Origin of the sequence: Peribacillus sp. NPDC096622, assembly GCF_044762665.1 — a bacterium.
Lineage (GTDB): Bacteria > Bacillota > Bacilli > Bacillales > DSM-1321 > Peribacillus > Peribacillus frigoritolerans_B.
Map to the genome: position 1 here is coordinate 136,317 of NZ_JBIWES010000009.1, position 19,618 is coordinate 155,934.

The window sequence follows — 19,618 nt, forward strand, 5'->3', positions numbered from 1 at the left end:
GCAAAAAAAGAATCCAATATGTGAATAAAAAGAATTGTTTCTTAGAACGATAGGATTTATGTACAACTATATGTCACAATTCATCGCTATAGAAAGGCTAGATGCGAATGTTAAAGACGGAAAAGCAATTGCTCCAATCCATAAAAGCCCAAACTGCAAAAGGGAATAGGGATAATATATCAAGAACAAAAGCATATGAACAATTTTTCAGAATCCATCCAGAAATACAATGGTCTTTTTTAGCTGGGATGGTTTCCAGGAATGCAGGCTGGAATATGTGTGATCTTGAAGGGATTTGGTTTTCCGATTTACTTGGCCTTAAATACAGGCATCACTTATTCCTAACGTATGAAGAAGCCAACTGGAGAATATTCCAAGATGCGTATCCGCAATTGCTTCTCTATCATTATTCGACGAAGTATGGACGTCCATTGTTTCACTTATGTCATTATTTTTTTATTACCAAATTCATGAAGAACGAATGGTATTCCTTTTGGAAACATGGAAATCGTGAAAAATTAGTCACTGCGCTTATCATAAATGAACAAAACATCATTGAAGAACCGGTTATTAAAAAGCAATCCTTCGTTTTTCATTCTCTATTATTTTTCCTGCAGGACTGGATGCATTTTAGCACCGTTTTATTTCCTACTTGCAATGGAGAACTGTATGGCTCGTCCGTTTCGCATTTTAGGAATATCGATAAAAGGATTGAATTGGGGAAAAGATTGGCGGGGCTTTTATTTTCTGAAGATTTATTTCCGCTATTTTATGAATTTTCCTGCAGGACTGAACCAACGGGTGCCAGATATGATTATGAACAATATCGAAAAAAGCCTAGGTACCATGAAACCCCGATGCTGAGGGGAGTATATCCATTGATTCATCATCAAGCAGGGGAGACAGAGCAATGGGATATGAAAAAAAAGGTTAAAAAGAAATGGTTCATTGAACCCAAATGGGAAGAAGACCCGCATTTGACCGAATGGTATGATCATAAACAAAAGCAGCTGCATACGGCAGCAATAATCAAAAAATGGATTTTATAATAGGAAACAGGGAAGGCGTCGATGAAGCCTTCCCTGTTTATCGTTCATCATTTATGTCTTACGTAGAGGGGCGGTTTTCTCCACTAAGTTTCGGGTTTCCCATTCCTGCCTTTTTAGTGGGCGGCTTTTGTCGTTTTTCGTTTTTTTGCTGTCTGCTTTCATTCGACTGCATAAAATCACCTCCTGTCTGTATTCTTGTTTAAAACTTCATTCTTCATTCTGCCATTGTTGTCGAAGGGCATAATAAATTAAGTGAATTGCACTTTCTTTGCCGATTCGCTTCTAGTTTTGTCAGTCATGAAGGGCTTTCAGATAAAAAAAAGAATAGTACAGGTAAAGAATGGGAGGGATCAGCATGGTCAATAAAAGTGTCGCAACAGAAGAGATATTAAGGATGATAGCTGAGATCAGTACCAGCCTGGATCGTTTGGAAATTTCATATGGGGAAACTGTAAATACAGTGCGGTGTAAACTATGGGCGGAGCAATATACATTAGTTAATGAAGCCCAGGAAGCCATTGAGAAAGCCGAGGATTATTGGGTGAATGCTGAAGGTGTGAACCATTCCTTTTCCATTATTCCGGAAAAAACAATTATAAAACACAAGGTTTTCACTGAATTGCACGTATAATCCGCAGGAATATCATTTTATGAAGAACTGGATTATACTAAGGGAAACAAATGTACGGAGGAATATATTGTGCAAAAAGAAAAACTGCAGCTATTAACAGAACAATTAATTAAATATACGGACCAAGCGGATGATATTTATGAAGGTGTACGGAAGGAAGGAAAGGAAATGGATTTCTTTTCGGAAGTAAAGCCGTTTGCAGATCAGGTCAGGGCCGTATGCATCGAATGGGAAACCGGAATGAAGGAGTGGATGAAAGAAACCGAATTTAGGCATCTTTTCCCCGAGCAAATCGAACAAACCGCCCATAACCTTTCCGATGTGGCCGTTCAGGCATTTTTTCCTAAAACAAGTTATAAGCGATTTAAAAGCCATGTCCAGTCGATTGAATTCATCCTTAATAATGTAAAAACGGAAATCGATCGGATTTTATCATAAAAACACCTACACTTTATTATCTCTTTTTTCATATATTATCAGAACCATGTAATGAAAAAAGAGGAGGGCTCATTGACATGATGAGATCCGGTTATAACCAAATCTCCCCAAATCAAGGACAGTTTCCTCAATCAATGCCGGAAAATTGGGGAGGATACCAACAGCCTATGCCGTATCCTCCGCCAAATAATCATAATCTTGAACAACCATTTATGTATCCATATCATCACCAGGATACAGGGGGCTATATGACGCCATATCATGATCCTTATCAGCAGGCGGCCTATCACCCATTCCAACCAGTCCAGCAGCAGGCGATGCCTGTGGGAGCTTATCCGGGCAACAGTGTAATGCAGCCAATGACACAAATGCAACCAATCCAGTCCAATCTTCCACCGCAAGCTTTTAGTCCGTTCGCCAATCCGTTACAGCCAGCTAAAAGGCCTCCGCAAAGTCAGCAGCAGGCTCATAATCCATATCCTAAGCAGCAATTCATGCAAAAACCCCAGCCATCGGGTTTTAAATCGGTCATGAATCAATTCAAAACACAAGATGGCTCCATGGATATAACGAAGATGATGAACACAGCTGGACAAATGATGAATACAGTTTCTCAAGTATCTTCAATGGTCAAAGGAGTAGGGGGCTTCTTTAAAGCATAGATGGTTGTGAATAAAGGAAAAGCAGACTTACAAGTGACCAGCCACTTTTTTAAGTCTGCTTTTATTCATGCCTAATGGATTTCAATCCGATTCCCTCTGATTTTGGGTAGGTGAAGCGTGAGGATGCCATCGCGATGTCGAGCGGTCACTTTTGCTTCATCAATCGGTTTTGGAAAAGAAATGGTTCTTGAAAAAGTACCGGCTGAAACTTCCTTTTGGAACAATCCTTGATTTTTATGCTTTCTATCTACATGGTTTGCAGATATGGTTACTGCATGGGCCAGTACATCAATTGATATTTGGCTGCGTGCAATTCCGGGCAAGGTGGCAGTAAGGATATATTCTGAAGGCGTTTCGTGAATATCAACCGGAAAGCTGCGTTCTTTCGCCGAACCGAAGAAATCGTCAAGGGATTTCAGCATGCCTTTTGGGGGCCTTTCGGAAAACAGCCGATCCATTTTGTTTATGAAATGGGAAAAGGGTTCTATTCGATTCCGATTATTATTTTTTTCAGAAGAGGTCATCACGGTGCTCCTTTCTAAAAAATTCCTTTGCCTATAAGCTATGTGAGGAATGAAGAAATGTGAATCCAGTGTTGGGTTTCAGATACAGGTGCATAGGGAATAACGTTACTGAATGATTAATAAAGGAAATGAGGGTTTAATATGACAGATAGCAAACTTTCCTACATAGATACCGGGAAAGGTAATGAAACATTGTTGTTTATCCATGGATTTTGCGGAAGCCATGAATATTGGAGTGACATCATTGCTGGATTAAAGGAAGAATACAGGGTTATTGCCGTTGATTTACGGGGACATGGTGCAAGTGAGGAAATAGGGGGATCTTTCTCGATTGAAGATATGGCTGCTGATATTGCGTCATTTTTGGAAGAACTGGAAATCGGACAGGTATATATGTTTGGTCATTCGCTTGGGGGATATATCACCTTGGCATTCGCAGAAAGGTTTCCTGGGAAATTGTCTGGTTTTTCATTGGTACATTCCACCGCTTTCCCAGACGATGAGTCTGGAAAGGCAGGGCGCTTAAAATCTGTAGAGAAAATCGAAAGTGAGGGAATCCCTGCTTTCATTGACGGACTTATACCAAAGCTTTTTGCTAATTCAGTTGATCCCAATATTGAGCATACAAAGGAAATTGGATATAAAACAAGTGAAATTGGTGCGATAGGGTCTTTACAGGCCATGAGGAACAGAATAGACAGAAATCATGTTCTCAAAGATACGAAGTTGCCTGTCCTTTTGGTTGCAGGTGAACAGGATAAGGTGATTCCCGTTGAAAAAACTTTTTCTGTAAAAGGAAGCCATATCAATGAAGTTATACTTAAGGGCAGCGGCCATATGGGAATGTTGGAAGCTCCAGGAAGACTAATCGAAGAAATCATTCGCTTTGTCGAGAAGAATTAATGAAAAAATGACCGGGCTGGAAACGAGATCTTGACGTTTCCAGCTTTTTTTTTTTGAATAGGAAATAGTTTCCCTTTTGCATAGAACGTTCATTCGGTAGAATAGGAGTATGAGGTGGTTAAATGAAACTGCGAAAAAATTTACAAGAAATCATCAAGGATTTAAAAACAAATGAAGACTTTAAAGATAATATAGTACATTGGCAAGTAATTGAAGCAAAAGAGGCAAAACATGTTCCTTTTCCCGATGCAATGGATGATAAAATCAAGCATGCTCTTGAAATACGGGGGATAAATGGGTTGTATACCCATCAGGCAACTGCATTTGATGCTGCTGTCAGTGGCAATAGCCTTGTAGCGGTCACGCCTACAGCTTCTGGTAAAACATTATGCTATAATTTGCCGGTCCTTCAAAAAATACTGGAAGATGAAAAAACCAGGGCGCTTTATATTTTTCCGACAAAAGCGCTAAGCTATGATCAAAAAAGCGAATTGAATGAAATGATCCATGAAATGGATGCTGAGATAAATAGTTATACATACGACGGGGACACACCTTCAAATATCAGGCAAAAAATCCGCCAGGCAGGGCATATCGTGATCACCAATCCTGATATGCTCCATTCCGGAATCTTGCCCCATCATACGAAATGGGTCTCTTTGTTTGAAAACTTGAAGTATGTGGTCATCGATGAACTCCATATTTACCGCGGCGTTTTCGGAAGTCATACAGCCAACGTCATAAGAAGGTTAAAAAGGATTTGTAATTTTTATGGAAGCGACCCTGTATTCATCTGTACTTCCGCTACGATCAATAACCCAAAAGAGTTGGCAGAAGAGCTTACGGAAAAACAAATGGTCCTTATCGATAATAACGGAGCCCCGAGTGGGAAAAAGCATTTTGTGTTTTACAATCCCCCAATAGTCAATAAACCGCTGAACATACGAAGGAGTGCGGTTTTGGAGGTCAGGAAGCTGGCAAATGAATTTTTGAAAAATAAAATTCAAACCATCGTTTTTGCGCGAAGCAGGGTTCGTGTGGAAATTCTATTGACATATTTACAGGAGCTTGTGTCAAAGCAATTGGGGCCAAAATCAATCAGGGGCTATCGCGGTGGATATCTGCCAACACAGCGTAGGGAAATTGAACAAGGCCTCAGGGATGGTTCCATTTATGGAGTGGTTTCCACAAATGCACTTGAGTTGGGTGTCGATATCGGCCAGCTTCAGGTTTGCATAATGACTGGTTACCCTGGATCCATATCGAGTGCCTGGCAACAGGCGGGAAGGGCAGGAAGAAGGCATGGGGAAGCGTTGATCATAATGGTCGGCAGTTCCAGTGCCCTTGATCAATATATCGTACAGCATCCCGATTATTTCTTTACCAGAAATCCAGAAACGGCAAGAATCAATCCGGATAATCTTTTGATCTTGGTTGATCATGTAAAATGTGCAGCATATGAACTGCCATTTAAAAAAGGCGATACCTTTGGGGAAACAGAGATTATGGATGTTCTTGAATTCCTTACAGAAGAAAGGGTCTTACACCTGAATGGGGACAGATGGCATTGGATGAATGATGCTTTTCCCGCAAGCAATATCAGCCTGCGTTCAGCAGCACAGGAAAATGTCGTGATCATCGACCAAACGAATGCACCGGTTAATCGGGTCATCGGGGAAATGGATACGTTCAGTGCAATGACCCTTCTTCACGATGAAGCCATTTATTTGCACCAGGGAATTCAATTTCAGGTGGAAGAACTTGATTGGGATGAAAAGAAAGCTTATGTACGTGAAGTCAATGTGGACTATTATACGGATGCTAACCTTGCTGTTCAGTTGTCTGTATTGGAAGTCGATAAACAGCGAACTTTCGCTTCCACAGCAGCTGCTTTTGGTGATGTCGCAATTCGGGCAATGCCTACGATCTTCAAGAAAATCAAATTCGAAACTCATGAAAATATTGGTTCAGGGCCAATCAGTCTCCCGGAGATGGAACTGCATACGAGTTCGGCCATGCTTTCCATGGATCCTGATATATTCAATTGGGACGAAAATCGAATAGAACAAGGAATGATAGGTGCCTCCCATGCTCTAAATTACATGATTCCGCTATATGTCATGTGCGATCCGCATGATATTCATGTGTATCCGCAGGTTAAGGCAGCGCATAATGAAAAACCGACCATTTTCATCTATGATAGTTATCCGGGTGGCATAGGGTTAAGTGATAAAGTATATGAAAACTCTGAAGTCATCCTGCTGGAAACAATATCAATGATCGAAAATTGCACATGTGAAAGCGGCTGTCCTTCCTGTATCGGTACGGAATCCGCAACGAAAACAGCCAAGAGTGATGCCAAACAATTATTAGGTCAATTTTGTAAGCAAAAACATTAATAGGTTGTAGTGATAAGTGAAAAGAGGTGTAATTTTATGTCTTTAAAAAATAAATTAAACCGTATGAAAACCCATATGAACCTAGGGAAACATCCTTCTCCTATACAAGTGAATGACCAGAAAGAGAATGAAGAAATTCCCTACTTTGAAAAGTGGCTGGAGAACGATACCGTTTCCTTTCATTTCGATGGTGACTATTGTTTCATTAGGGAAGTCCGCTACCCTATAAATCACAAACACGGGTTATATGCATTTTCCGAACTGAAAAAGGTCGTAAAAGAGTGGAATCAAACTTCACTGGAGCATCCACTCTCCGCCAGGGGCGTTAAAAGTGAAGATCTGTTTTTCTTCGATACGGAAACGACAGGCCTTGGAGGCGGAGCGGGCAATACCATTTTTTTACTTGGTTATGCGTATTTAGAAGGTGAAGAAGTTGTCGTGAAACAACATATCCTTCCACAGCCCGGAAGTGAAATCCCGCTTTATCAAAGCTTTCTTGAAAATATTAATTACGAAACGCTTGTCACATATAATGGTAAATCCTTTGATTGGCACCAGCTAAAAACAAGACATACCTTGATAAAAGAACATGTACCAAAATTACCGGAGTTCGGACATTTCGATTTGTATCATGCTTCAAGACGCCTTTGGAGAAACAAATTGGAGCGAGTGAAGTTATCAGCGGTCGAAACAGATATTCTAGGTGTACATAGAGAAGATGATATTCCTGGATATTTGGCGCCGATGATTTATTTTGATTTTGTTGAGAGGAAGAATCCGGAAATTCTGTTTGGGATCATGAAGCATAATGAATTGGATATCTTATCACTGATCACATTGTATATTCATTTGTCCCGAAAAATCCTCCAAATCGATGGATATACGGAAGAGTCCATGGAAATTGCACGGTGGCTCGATTATTTGGGGAAAAAAGAGGAGTCAGTAGAGACATATCAAAAAATATTGGAAGCGGGCAGTCAGGAAGATCGGATAATGGCTGGCCATGCTTTAGCCTTCCAGAAAAAGAGGCTAAAACAATTCAATGAAGCTTTGGAGATTTGGAAGGATGTCGCCTTAAAAGGGAATGTGCAAATGAGGATACAGGCACAGATTGAATGTGCAAAATTATACGAACATCAATTTAAGGAAGTCGGTCAAGCTCTAAAATGTTCAATGATCGCCCATCAAGAGATGGTAAGGGAAGGGATCGCTCCGGGAAAAAAACGATTGGAATTGGAAAAGAGGATTCGGCGGCTCGAAATGAAAGAGGATTCAAAGGATATTTCTGTCTAAAATAAAGGAATGAGAATGGTCTTTTAGTGCAAAAGGCTGAAAATAAAAAATATGTATACAATTATTGTAGCCTTCAACTATTGTGTGTAAAATGGAAAGAGTTGAGGGTGAAATTCCAAGCGTTCATTTCATACCTTTACATCAAATAAAATTAAGGTGAAAGCGGAGCGGAGAAATGTATAAAACGACTTTATTTCTATTTTTTGTTGTCCTTTGTTTAACGATTGTTTTATTTACTTCATTAAAAGACAGTCTCTATTCCTTTTTGTAGAAAATTATCCTCTGTACATTTGAAGATAGCATTAATATAAATAGTGTACTTATCGACAGCCATACATCGTTTTATACTTATTCTGTATAATTAGGTCATTTCATCAGTACACGTATCCCCTTTTTTTCATAGTCTGTAATGGTAAGGCTAAACTTATCATGATGAAAGGGGACGTATTATAAATGTATTTTCGTAATTGTGGAGGAAATAAACCCCATGTAATGGGCGCATCCAACAATGTAATGGGCGCATCCAACAATGTAATGGGCGCATCCGACAATGTAATGGGAGCATACGGGAACGCACCTGGAGTAATGGGCGCATCAACCGGTAAACACCCCAACAACGTAATGGGAGCGTCAACCGGTAAAAACTCTAACGTAATGGGAGCCTTTAGTCCGATGGCTGTGTCTCCAGCGCAATATGGCCCAACACAAACATCTCCATCTCAAGTTGCCCCAGCGCAAGTCTCTCCAACACAGCAATATGTCAATACGAATGTATCGAACACAGTGATTCCTGTCGTTCATCCATCACATACTACAAATGTCAATAAACATGTGAACACGTTTAAGCATTATTTCCCACATACTCAATCCGTGGTGAATGAGTGCTATAATCAACACTTGATATGTGGAAGGCCGCCGCAAAACCCATGCTGTCCACCTAGGCATTTCGGATACTAAAAAATAAGGGCTTATTAAGCCCTTGTTTTCTTACATAACATGTTAAAAGGGAGATTGACTATGCAATGAAGGTTTTGTATATGACGGGCTACAAAGCTTTTGAATTCGGGATATTCAAAAATGACCATGAAGCCGTAAAATATATAAAAAAAGCGATGAAACAGCGTCTCCTGCCATTGGTGGAAGATGGGCTGGAATGGGTGATCATCTCAGGTCAGTTGGGTACGGAATTATGGGGTGCCGAAGTGGTTTTCGAATTACAGGAAGATTATCATCAGCTTAAATTAGGGGTGCTTACTCCTTTCCTGAAACAGGAAGAGTCATGGAACGAGACGAATCAAGAGTTTTACCGATCCATATTGGCCCGTGCAGATTTTGTTGAGTCCATTTTCAACAAACCTTATGAAGGGCCGGAACAGCTTAAAATCAAAAATAGGTACATGGTCCATAAAAGCGATGCTATGCTCATCATTTTCGAAGCCGAAAAAGAAGGGTCAGCCCGATATCCATATTTCGAGGCGATGAAAAAAGCCGAAACACAGCCATACCCCATCTTTCAGATAAACTTTGATGATCTGCAACTGGCTGCGGAAGAAGCGAGCTGGTCCGAAGAATGACGGTGTGAAAATAATTATGGATTAAAAGTTGTTTCTAAAGCATATTCATATTATTATGAAATTTAGATACAGATTTAATGGGAATACATATCGTTCACTGAAACAGTAAGCATACAAAAAGGTGTTTCATTGACAAACCCAAACAGATTTGAAAAAATAATAAAAAGTCGATTGTATTGGCGAAAGTATTGAGGTGAAGTCTTATGCTATCCGATAAGATAAAATTAACGGCTAAAGATATTCTTGAAAAAGATTTTAAAACAGCCATGCGCGGTTATAAACCTGAAGATGTGGATCAATTCCTGGATTTGATCATTAAAGATTATGAAGTGTTCCATCAGGAAATTGAAGATCTTAAACAAGAAAATCTTAAATTGAAAAAACAAGCCGAAGAGAGTACAAAACGTCCAAATCAACCTGCTCCAAGTGCCACTCCGGGAACCACTAATTTTGACATCCTAAAACGGTTATCCAACTTGGAAAAGCACGTTTTTGGTAACAAGCTTTTTGACTGAGGTTTTGCATTGTAAAAGTGAAAATTATTTTGGTATTGTGTTTTCATGAATAATGGGGTATAATCAATTATGTTATGTTAACGTTTGGGTAATTGCTGCTGCATTTATGCAGTAGAGGAAAGTCCATGCTCGCACGGACTGCGATGTCCGTAGTGTTCGTGCCTGGCGAAAAAATAAGCTTGGGCAGCAATCTTGGATTGCTGACGGCTGGGAAAATGCCTAAGTCCTTTTGGATATGGCATGAATACCTATAAAAGTGCCACAGTGACGTAGCCTTTACAGAAATGTAAAGGGTGGAACGAGGTAAACCCCACGAGCGAGAAACCCAAATTAATGGTAGGGGCGCTTTCTTCCTTGGAAATGAACGAGGAGAAGGACAGAAGCACATGCTTCTGTAGATAGATGATTACCGCCGAAGTACGAGACGCGAGTCGCTTGCAGTACTGAGGAACAAAACATGGCTTACAAAACGTTATCATATTACACCAAAAGCACAACTCTCCTTTTTAAAGGGGAGTTTTTGTTTATGGAGATTGCCCTATTTATAAAAAAATTGGGCATTTCCATTTATTTTTCGTATTCTCAAACACCGCTGTGTTAAACTTAGAACTTGGCAAGTTTTTCATTCCATTCGAAAAGGGTAAAGAGGAAAGAAAATGGCTTGAATGAGGGCCGACGGAACCGTTTTTAAAAATAGTCTTGGAATGTTAAGCATTTCCTTGATTCTGGGTATCCTATTTATAAAGGTTCCTTAACTCTTATGTTAGCCCTAAAATGAAGGTAACAAGCCAGATAACTTCAAATCACAGGATAATGGATGAGGATCATACATAATTGGTTGTGATTTCAATCATATAGTTGCAACGTGTTTCTTAAGATGCAGTGATAATTGAATAAAGCGTTACTTCATGGTAGTTAATAAATGTTCCCGCTATATGATGATCATGATATAAGCTAGGCAAACAATGAAGAATTCTAACTACAATATAAAAAGGCGGTGGACCTTTTAAATAAGGTTTACATGTAAAAAATCAATGCCTGATTCTTAAATACATAAATGAAGAAATTCGGAAAAGGTGCCATTGATTTGGATTAATGGAAAGAAGGTGCAGAGTTAATGAAACAATTCGATATTATCGCAACATCAGCAATGGGATTGGAATCAATTGTTGCCAAGGAGGTTCGGGATCTTGGTTACGATTGTCAAGTTGAAAATGGTAAAATTACCTATAAAGGGGACCAATCAGCCATTGCCCGCTCTAATTTATGGCTGCGCAGTGCCGATAGGGTGAAAATAAAAGTCGCTGAATTTAAAGCATATTCATTTGATGAGTTGTTTGAAAAAACAAAGGCATTGAATTGGGAAGATTACTTATCAGCCGATGTCGAGTTCCCCGTGAGTGGAAAATCCGTCAAGTCAAAGCTTTACAGTGTCCCTGATTGTCAGGCTATTGTCAAAAAGGCGATTGTTGATAGATTGAAAAGTAAATATAAGCAAGTGTCTTGGTTTGCAGAGACTGGTCCTTTGTTTAAAATTGAAGTGTCTATTTTAAAAGATGTTGTGACACTTACCATAGACACTTCAGGTGCAGGTTTGCATAAACGGGGATATCGAACCGGGCAGGGGGAGGCACCCCTTAAAGAAACATTGGCGGCTGCGTTAATCATGCTGACCAATTGGAAACCGGATAAACCTTTCATAGATCCATTTTGTGGATCTGGAACGATTCCCATCGAGGCGGCCTTAATTGGACAGAATATAGCACCTGGGTTTAACAGGGAATTCGTATCTGAAACTTGGTCATGGATGGACAGCAAGGTTTGGGATGAAGCACGGATCGAGGCTGAAGATTTAGCCGATTATGATCAGTACCTGGACATAACCGGTTGTGATATTGACCATCGAATGGTCGATATAGCTAAAGCGAATAGTTTTGAAGCCGGTCTTGGTGATTTGATTGAATTCAAACAAATGCAGGTGAGGGATATCTCGACCAGGAAAGAGTATGGTGTCATTGTCGGGAACCCGCCTTATGGAGAACGTCTTGGTGAGAAAAAAGCGGTTGAGCAGATGTATAGAGAAATGGGCCAGGCCTTCAAGAAGCTTGATACATGGTCAGTATACATGATTACCTCGAATCCTGACTTCGAACAGCATTACGGTAAGCCTGCAACGAAAAAAAGGAAATTGTTCAATGGTTTCATCCGTGCGGACCTTTATCAATATTGGGGGAAAAGGCCGCCAAGACAGCCTGAAGGTGAATAAGTAGGTAGAATATAACGGAGGATTTTGCTACTCAGGACGATTTATTCATAATAGGTTCCAGTCTTGCTTATCATTTCCTTTTCTGTTATTCTAATAATGAATTATTTTTGTTCAGATTTAAGGAATACCTTAATATTCTTTTGAGCAAGGATAGTAATATAATGTGTGGAGAACACACTAGGAGGCAACAAAAATGGAACAAGGTAAAGTAAAATGGTTTAACGCAGAAAAAGGTTTTGGATTCATCGAACGTGAAGGTGGAGACGATGTATTCGTACATTTCTCAGCTATCCAAGGCGAAGGTTTCAAAACACTTGAAGAAGGCCAAGATGTTACATTTGATGTAGAACAAGGTCAACGTGGACCACAAGCATCAAACGTAAACAAAGCTTAATTCAACCCTATATTATTTACAGACAGGCTCTCTTTTGGAGCCTGTCTTTTATTTTACGAATTGGGCAACCAGGCAGCATACATAGAAAAACATACATAATACGTTTCATTTTCTAATGGTTGGTAAATACCTTGACTATTAATGTGAAATAAAGGATAATATACTTTTGCCTAAGATTATAATGATTCGGATTCTATATACTGATGATAGATAAAAGGGGAGACCAGGATGCTTAAAACACTGCCTTTTTCGGTAACAAAGGAAGATTCTTTTTACGATAAGCTTTCAGAATGGATCGGTGATGTTTTTTACGAAATTCTTCCCGAAAAAGGATTTGAGCTGCGTGACGAACAAATCTTCATGGCTTTTCAGTTAGAAAAAGCCTTTAAGGAAAAGAATGTAAGTTTTGCTGAAGCAGGGGTAGGGACCGGTAAGACATTGGTCTATTTACTATATGCGATTTGTTATGCGAGATATACGAATAAACCGGCAATTATTTCGTGTGCAGATGAAACGTTGATTGAACAGCTTGTCAAAGAGGAAGGCGACATCCAAAAAATCAAGAATGCTTTAGGTATTGAAGTGGATGTTCGGCTTGCCAAATATCACGATCAATATGTATGTCTTAAGAAGTTGGATTACGCAGTGAATCATGAGGATTCAGAGGGAATAGATCAGCTCTATGATGAACTTCCCAAGTTTGTCCATGATAACTCATCCATGAACGCCTATACAGCATATGGGGACCGTAAGCAATACCCATATTTAAATGATGAAGACTGGTCTAAAGTTGGCTGGGATCAACTCCAAAACTGTTTTACATGTGATAAACGCCATCGATGTGGGCAAACCCTTTCACGGGACCACTATCGAAAATCAAGTGATTTGATCATTTGTTCACATGACTTCTTCATGGAGCATGTATGGACTAAGGAAAAGCGTAAGCGTGAAGGACAGCTACCATTGCTGCCTGATCATAGCTGCGTTGTCTTTGATGAAGGTCACTTACTGGAATTTGCTGCTCAAAAGGCTTTAACTTATAAAGTTGGGGAACAAACCCTTGCCTCGGTTTTAGAATTGCTTACAGCCAATCAGGTTCGTGAAGAAACCTTATACATCATTGAGGATTTAATTGATATCAATGAAGAATTTTTTGATTTGTTGGATGAAAAAGCGATACATGTCAGAGGATCTAATCGTTATGAAATCCCAATGTCCAAAGAAATAACAAGCTTTGCCCATAAGCTTCACAAAAAGGTTGAAGAGTTAGAGGAGAACCTGGTTTTTGAAGCGGAAATGTACACGATCAATGATTATGATTTAAAAGTGACGGAAGAATATTTAGAGCAGCTGGGCTACTCCCTTTCTCTATTTGTAAAGGATGAACAGGCCGTATCCTGGTTTGAAGAAAATGAAATGACCAAAACATTGGTCATCATGCCAAGACTCGTACAGGATATTTTGTCTGAACAGGTATTCTCTAAAAAAATCCCTTACATTTTTTCATCGGCTACATTATCGGATAATAAATCCTTCCAATATATTGCAGATAGTTTAGGGATAGAAAAGTATGACAGCTTCTCCGTTGAATCACCATTTGATTACGATGAAGTCATGAAAATGAACATGCCGGCCTTCGGAAATGGAGATCAATTGGCTAAACTTCAATATACGATGAAGACAATTGAGGAAAATGAAGGTCGAACACTAGTGTTGTTCCAGTCAAAAGAAGAATTGCATTGGTTCAAGGAAAACTGCCCAATATCTTCTTATCCATTTTATTTTGAAGGGGAAGCGGAAATCAGCGAGCTTGTTAAGAAGTTCCAAGAGGATGAGCAATCTGTCCTTTTCTCCTATCATTTATGGGAAGGGCTTGATGTTCCAGGACCTTCACTACAAAATGTTGTGATACACTCCCTGCCATTCCCGCCACGCGATCCAGTTTTCGAGGCAAAACGCAATTCGGTTAACGACCCATTTGAAGAAGTGGACCTCCCATACATGCTCCTTCGATTGCGCCAGGGAATAGGGCGTTTGATCAGGACGAGCAATGATTCGGGGACAGTCCAGATTTTGATTGATAAGGATCTTTCGGAACAGGTGAAAGAGAAGATTGTATCCATTCTTCCTGTAACGCTTTAACTAAATCCTATCCAAAATAAGAGCCAAGGCGCCCCTTGGCTCTTATTTTATTTTAATTTATTAATCGGAGTGGTTCTGATATGAATGATTTTTGTATAATATGGTAAAGTGTAGTTGGAAGGAGCAGTGAATATGACAAAAAAGGGTATCGATCTGATGGAAAAAGAGTTTAAAGAGTATGTAAAGAAAATCTCGGCGTATAATGAAGCACTCGCGTTAATTTTTTGGGATTTGCGTACAGGTGCACCGAAAAAGGGAGTTGAGCAGCGTTCCGAAGTTATCGGCGTGCTTTCCTCCGAAGTGTTTAATATGAGCACAAGTAAAGAAATGGAATCCTTCATTGCAGAACTTTCGATGGAGAAGGCCTCTCTTAGTGAAACTACTAATAAAATGGTGCAAGAGTGTAAAAAAGAGTTTGAAAGGAATAAGAAAATTCCTGCAAACGAATATAAGGAATTCGTCATTTTACAATCGCGTTCTGAAAGTGCATGGGAAGAGGCAAGGGAAAAAGCTGATTTTTCTTTATTTCAACCTTATCTGGAGCAAATTGTAGCTTATACACGTAGGTTCGTAGAGTACTGGGGATATGAAGGGACGAAATATAATACCCTTTTGGATATGTATGAACCAGGCATGACTGTAGATATACTTGACAGCGTATTCAGTGACCTTCGGTCGAGCATCGTCCCTTTGGTAAAACAGATTTCAAAAAGCGAACATAAACCTGAAACAGTGTTCCTTTATAAAGAATTTCCAAAAGAAAAACAGCATCAACTCAACTTGGAAATATTAAAACAGCTAGGATACGATTTCAAGGCTGGCAGGCTGGATGAAACAGTTCACCCTTTTGAAATAAGAATGAATAGGGGCGATGTCCGGGTGACGACCCGATACGATGAAAGTGATTTTAGGGGGGCAATCTTTGGTACCATCCATGAATGTGGACATGCCATTTATGAGCAGAATATCGCCAAAGAGTTAACCGGAACACTTCTTGATTGCGGGACATCCATGGGAATCCATGAATCACAATCTTTGTTTTTCGAAAACTTCATTGGACGGAACCATAGCTTCTGGAAAAATAAATTCTCCTTATTAAAAGAATATGCCCCCGAACAATTCAATGACGTGACGCTGGATGAATTTTACCGGGGCATAAACGAATCGAAACCATCGTTCATCCGTATTGAAGCAGATGAACTGACGTATCCTCTACATATTATGATTCGGTATGAACTGGAAAAGGCTCTCTTTAATGGAGAACTCGAAGTGAAGGATTTACCGGAAGTCTGGAATGAAAAATACAAGGATTATTTGGGAATTGTTCCTGAAAATGATGCCATGGGCGTGTTGCAAGATGTACACTGGGCAGATGGCAGCTTTGGTTATTTCCCTTCTTATGCATTGGGATATATGTATGCAGCCCAAATCAAGCAAGCTATGCTTAAAGATTTGCCTGATTTTGATGGACTGTTGGAAGCGGGTAATATAGCGCCAATCAGGGAATGGCTTAATGAAAAGATACATAAATACGGAAAAACAAAAAAACCTATGGAGATTTTGAAAGAAACGACAGGGGAAGGCCTGAATGTTCAGTATTTAATAAAGTATCTTGAAAATAAATATAAAGAAGTTTATAAAATCTAATGAATCAAAGGAAGAAGGACTTGCATTTAATGTCAAAGCCTTCTTCTTTTTTATGGGTGCAAAATGCCAGTAAATGTTATATGAAGTGGGGGGGGGTTTTTAATGGGAATATCCCATGTTACTTAGGCTTGTGATTTCGCAATTTTATAATAATACGAATGATGATTTATTTTTTTGAATGAAAGTTCGGTTTTTTTATCAAAAATTACTTTTCAAATAGAGCCAGCATTGTTATAATTCATATATTAATAAAATATAAAGTTTCACTCGTATAATAGCAGGGATATGGCCTGCAAGTTTCTACCGGATTACCGTAAATAATTCGACTATGGGTGAGTAATAGATCTTGTTGCGTAAATGAAGGCTTTTGTTGATACATTTTTCATTCATGCCCAAGAAGTATTGCTTCACTCCAAAAAAGTGCCGCAATGTTTCTTGGGCTTTTTTTATATGCCGGGAAATAATTGCCTGGTTTATGGGTAATAAACATCCAAGATTGGGAGGAACCTTCATGCAACTTTTAAAGGAAAAAATCTTGTCCGAGGGTCAAGCTTTATCGGAAGACATTTTAAAAGTAGATTCATTCTTAAATCATCAAATGGATCCTATACTAATGAAAGAAATTGGTAAAGAATTCGTTAAACGTTTCGAACAAAAGGAAATAACGAAAGTGCTGACGATTGAATCTTCAGGCATTGGGCCTGGTTTGATGGCTGCCTTGGAATTGGAAGTTCCGCTCATTTTTGCCCGTAAACGTAAATCACTTACTTTAACAAATGATTTAGTGACGGCGTCCGTTCATTCCTATACAAAAAAAGAAACCAATACCATAACCGTATCCAATAAATATATTGAAGCTGGAGATAAGGTTTTGATCATCGATGACTTCCTTGCTGTCGGACAGGCAGCCCGGGGCTTGGTGGAAATCTGTAAGCAGGTTGGAGCAGAAGTGGCCGGAATCGGCATCGTGATTGAAAAAGCATTCCAAAGTGGTGGTAAGGATCTTAGGGAACAAGGTTTCCAAGTGGAATCACTTGCACGAATTGCTGAGTTGAAATTCGGTGAGATAACGTTCGCCGATGAAAAGGAAGGAGCAGCAGTCAATGTCTAATCAATCACCATTAAAAGTTGCTTCATTAGGATTACAACATGTTCTTGCCATGTATGCCGGTGCAGTCGTCATTCCATTGATAGTCGGTGGGGCGCTGGGATTGACTGCAGCGCAGTTAACCTATTTAGTTTCGATAGACATTTTGATGTGCGGGATAGCAACTTTATTGCAGGTGTGGAAAAATAAATTCTTTGGAATTGGGCTTCCGGTCGTCCTGGGCTGCACATTCACAGCAGTTAGCCCGATGATTGCAATTGGCACGCAATATGGAATCAATTCCATTTATGGATCTATTTTGGCGTCGGGTTTAATCGTCATTATCATTAGTAAGTTCTTCGGAAAACTGGCAAGGTTCTTCCCGCCCATTGTCACTGGATCGGTCGTTTTGATTATTGGCATTACGCTCATTCCTGTTGCCATCAACAACCTCGGTGGAGGCCAGGGAGCTGCTGATTTCGGAGACTTGAACAACGTAGCTCTTGGTTTTGGGACTTTGTTATTCATCATATTCATGTATAAATTCTCGACGGGATTTGTCCGCTCCATTTCAATTTTATTGGGGCTGTTAGTCGGAACCTTTGCAGCCTTCTTCCTTGGAAAAGTGGACTTTAGCTCGGTTGTCAGTGCCAATTGGCTGCATATGCCACATTTTTTCTACTTTGGAACTCCGACATTCAACGTCACGGCAATCATTACAATGACATTGGTGGCGATCGTCAGCTTGGTGGAATCGACTGGTGTTTATTATGCTCTAGGTGAAATCACGGACAAAGAGATTTCAGAAGACGACCTAGCTCGCGGATATCGTGCTGAAGGTCTGGCCATCATGATTGGCGGCTTGTTCAATTCGTTTCCGTATACGGCATTTTCACAAAATGTCGGTTTGATTCAATTGTCGGGCATTAAAACAAGGAATGTCATATACACAACAGCGGGCATTCTCATTTTCATTGGATTTGTTCCAAAAATTGGTGCATTTACGACAATTATCCCTTCATCCGTGCTTGGCGGTGCAATGGTTGCGATGTTCGGGATGGTAATTGCCGCTGGAATTAAGATGTTGAGCAAAGTGGATTTTGCTTCTCAAGAAAATTTATTGATCATCGCTTGTTCAGTAGGGATGGGACTTGGGGTGACCGTCGTTCCTGAGCTATTTGCACAAATTCCGGAAAGCTTTCAAATCTTAACGGAAAATGGTATTGTAGCCGGAAGTTTGACAGCCATTTTCTTGAATATCGTCTTTAACATCGTCCCTACAAAAGGGAAAGTGAAGGAAGCGCGTATTGAAGGGCAAAATGTAGCTTGATTAAAAATAGATTCGTAATCTTGATAGATTCACCCGTTTACACGCCCAAAATCCTCAGGTGATGAGGATTTTGGGCATTTTTTCGTTTAGGCAAAAGCATATCATTAATAATGAAATTGGAGTTTTGTCAGATAAAAGGAAACTCTCTTCACTTTTTGAATATATTGATAGTATATGTTCAGGAAAGTAGTGATAGGGATGGAGAAAAAATATTGTATTCATTGCCGGACCATACTAAGTCAGGAGTATAGGTGCAGTGTGTGTGGAAAAGAGGAGTTTCAAAATATCATTATACAAGTGCAAAATCAATCTTCAGTGAAGAAAGAAGACTGAAAGTGCCCCCTTACCGATTATAGGTAAGGGGGTTTTATAATATCGTGAATACAATTCGATCATTAAGATGATATGAAGGGTACCCACGCTTTTTAATGAAATGGGTAAATGGATTGCTTCATGGAACCCATTCATTTTGCTAGTGCCCCCAATGACGTTTGGCGGTGGAATATCAATCAATGCTTTGTTTCTGCTAAAGAGGTGGCAATGTTACCGGCAAGCATGCTGCCGAATACTGCTGCAAAAGATTCAAGCTTTTCACCTTCTAACGGCATGCCAAACATGCTTTCACCTATTTTACTCATCCATCCGTTTGTACCCTCAATCATTAAGTCCGTTATTCCTTTTTCTTGTGGACATTCAAAAGCCGTACCTCATAAGACAGCCTTTCGAACAGGAATCCATTAGCGTCATTATTGGCATACAGGTGA

18 protein-coding genes, 1 other RNA gene and 1 riboswitch are annotated in these 19,618 nt (G+C 39.7%); of the genes, 17 read left to right on the forward strand and 2 right to left on the reverse strand.

The genetic code is table 11. From position 1 onward, the window contains the following. Positions 1 to 107 precede the first annotated feature (107 nt). The 4 genes from ACIQYG_RS17055 (at position 108) to ACIQYG_RS17070 (ending at position 2,780) form a co-directional block, all read left to right on the forward strand. On the forward strand, positions 108 to 1,049 hold the full coding sequence (locus tag ACIQYG_RS17055; protein WP_402840072.1) for a DUF2515 family protein: 942 nt from the start codon (positions 108 to 110) through the stop codon (positions 1,047 to 1,049). Positions 1,050 to 1,404: 355 nt separating this feature from the next. Further along, on the forward strand, positions 1,405 to 1,680 hold the full coding sequence (locus tag ACIQYG_RS17060) for a hypothetical protein (protein ID WP_402840074.1): 276 nt from the start codon (positions 1,405 to 1,407) through the stop codon (positions 1,678 to 1,680). Positions 1,681 to 1,749: 69 nt separating this feature from the next. Next, positions 1,750 to 2,118 (forward strand): YppE family protein, encoded by a 369-nt coding sequence (locus ACIQYG_RS17065; RefSeq protein ID WP_402840077.1) that lies wholly within the window; start codon positions 1,750 to 1,752, stop codon positions 2,116 to 2,118. 77 nt (positions 2,119 to 2,195) lie between these two features. Then, entirely contained in the window at positions 2,196 to 2,780 is a 585-nt protein-coding gene (locus ACIQYG_RS17070) for a YppG family protein (RefSeq protein ID WP_402840080.1), read from the forward strand. Positions 2,781 to 2,851: 71 nt separating this feature from the next. Here the strand turns inward: ACIQYG_RS17070 and ACIQYG_RS17075 are convergent, their stop codons facing one another. Next, positions 2,852 to 3,304, reverse strand: coding sequence for an Hsp20/alpha crystallin family protein (locus tag ACIQYG_RS17075; protein ID WP_402840082.1), 453 nt, complete (start codon positions 3,302 to 3,304; stop codon positions 2,852 to 2,854). 141 nt (positions 3,305 to 3,445) lie between these two features. Between ACIQYG_RS17075 and ACIQYG_RS17080 the strand changes: the two genes are divergently transcribed. The 13 genes from ACIQYG_RS17080 to ACIQYG_RS17140 all read left to right on the forward strand — a co-directional run bounded on the left by ACIQYG_RS17080 (position 3,446) and on the right by ACIQYG_RS17140 (position 18,854). After that, on the forward strand, positions 3,446 to 4,207 hold the full coding sequence (locus tag ACIQYG_RS17080; RefSeq protein WP_402840085.1) for an alpha/beta fold hydrolase: 762 nt from the start codon (positions 3,446 to 3,448) through the stop codon (positions 4,205 to 4,207). Between the two features lie 122 nt (positions 4,208 to 4,329). After that, positions 4,330 to 6,606 carry a DEAD/DEAH box helicase gene (locus tag ACIQYG_RS17085; RefSeq protein ID WP_402840088.1) on the forward strand — a complete coding sequence of 759 codons (2,277 nt, stop codon included), beginning with the start codon at positions 4,330 to 4,332 and terminating at the stop codon, positions 6,604 to 6,606. 36 nt (positions 6,607 to 6,642) lie between these two features. Continuing rightward, positions 6,643 to 7,899, forward strand: coding sequence for a ribonuclease H-like domain-containing protein (locus ACIQYG_RS17090; RefSeq protein ID WP_402840091.1), 1,257 nt, complete (start codon positions 6,643 to 6,645; stop codon positions 7,897 to 7,899). A gap of 453 nt (positions 7,900 to 8,352) precedes the next feature. Then, entirely contained in the window at positions 8,353 to 8,856 is a 504-nt protein-coding gene (locus ACIQYG_RS17095; RefSeq protein WP_402840093.1) for a CotD family spore coat protein, read from the forward strand. Positions 8,857 to 8,921: 65 nt separating this feature from the next. After that, a complete protein-coding gene (locus tag ACIQYG_RS17100) occupies positions 8,922 to 9,473 on the forward strand; it encodes an SLOG family protein (protein WP_402840096.1) in 552 nt (183 codons plus the stop codon). Between the two features lie 203 nt (positions 9,474 to 9,676). Then, positions 9,677 to 9,988: a cell division regulator GpsB gene (gene gpsB, locus ACIQYG_RS17105; RefSeq protein ID WP_061463822.1), complete on the forward strand. Its 312-nt coding sequence runs from the start codon at positions 9,677 to 9,679 to the stop codon at positions 9,986 to 9,988. Between the two features lie 80 nt (positions 9,989 to 10,068). Beyond that, an RNA gene (rnpB, locus tag ACIQYG_RS17110) (RNase P RNA component class B) lies at positions 10,069 to 10,458 on the forward strand. 647 nt (positions 10,459 to 11,105) lie between these two features. Beyond that, positions 11,106 to 12,254 carry a THUMP domain-containing class I SAM-dependent RNA methyltransferase gene (locus tag ACIQYG_RS17115; protein WP_402840101.1) on the forward strand — a complete coding sequence of 383 codons (1,149 nt, stop codon included), beginning with the start codon at positions 11,106 to 11,108 and terminating at the stop codon, positions 12,252 to 12,254. Positions 12,255 to 12,447: 193 nt separating this feature from the next. Next, a complete protein-coding gene (locus ACIQYG_RS17120) occupies positions 12,448 to 12,648 on the forward strand; it encodes a cold-shock protein (protein ID WP_034307871.1) in 201 nt (66 codons plus the stop codon). 228 nt (positions 12,649 to 12,876) lie between these two features. After that, complete coding sequence (locus ACIQYG_RS17125) at positions 12,877 to 14,790, forward strand: ATP-dependent DNA helicase (RefSeq protein ID WP_402840103.1); 1,914 nt, start codon at positions 12,877 to 12,879, stop codon at positions 14,788 to 14,790. 132 nt (positions 14,791 to 14,922) lie between these two features. After that, entirely contained in the window at positions 14,923 to 16,437 is a 1,515-nt protein-coding gene (locus tag ACIQYG_RS17130) for a carboxypeptidase M32 (protein WP_402840106.1), read from the forward strand. Positions 16,438 to 16,684: 247 nt separating this feature from the next. Further along, a riboswitch (purine riboswitch) is annotated at positions 16,685 to 16,786 on the forward strand. A gap of 162 nt (positions 16,787 to 16,948) precedes the next feature. Beyond that, positions 16,949 to 17,548: a xanthine phosphoribosyltransferase gene (locus tag ACIQYG_RS17135; protein ID WP_402840108.1), complete on the forward strand. Its 600-nt coding sequence runs from the start codon at positions 16,949 to 16,951 to the stop codon at positions 17,546 to 17,548. Further along, complete coding sequence (locus ACIQYG_RS17140) at positions 17,541 to 18,854, forward strand: nucleobase:cation symporter-2 family protein (protein WP_402840111.1); 1,314 nt, start codon at positions 17,541 to 17,543, stop codon at positions 18,852 to 18,854. Before ACIQYG_RS17135 ends, ACIQYG_RS17140 begins: the two co-directional genes overlap by 8 nt. 509 nt (positions 18,855 to 19,363) lie before the next feature. Here the strand turns inward: ACIQYG_RS17140 and ACIQYG_RS17145 are convergent. After that, positions 19,364 to 19,516, reverse strand: a complete 153-nt coding sequence (locus ACIQYG_RS17145; protein WP_402840113.1) for a hypothetical protein — start codon at positions 19,514 to 19,516, stop codon at positions 19,364 to 19,366. Positions 19,517 to 19,618 lie beyond the last annotated feature (102 nt).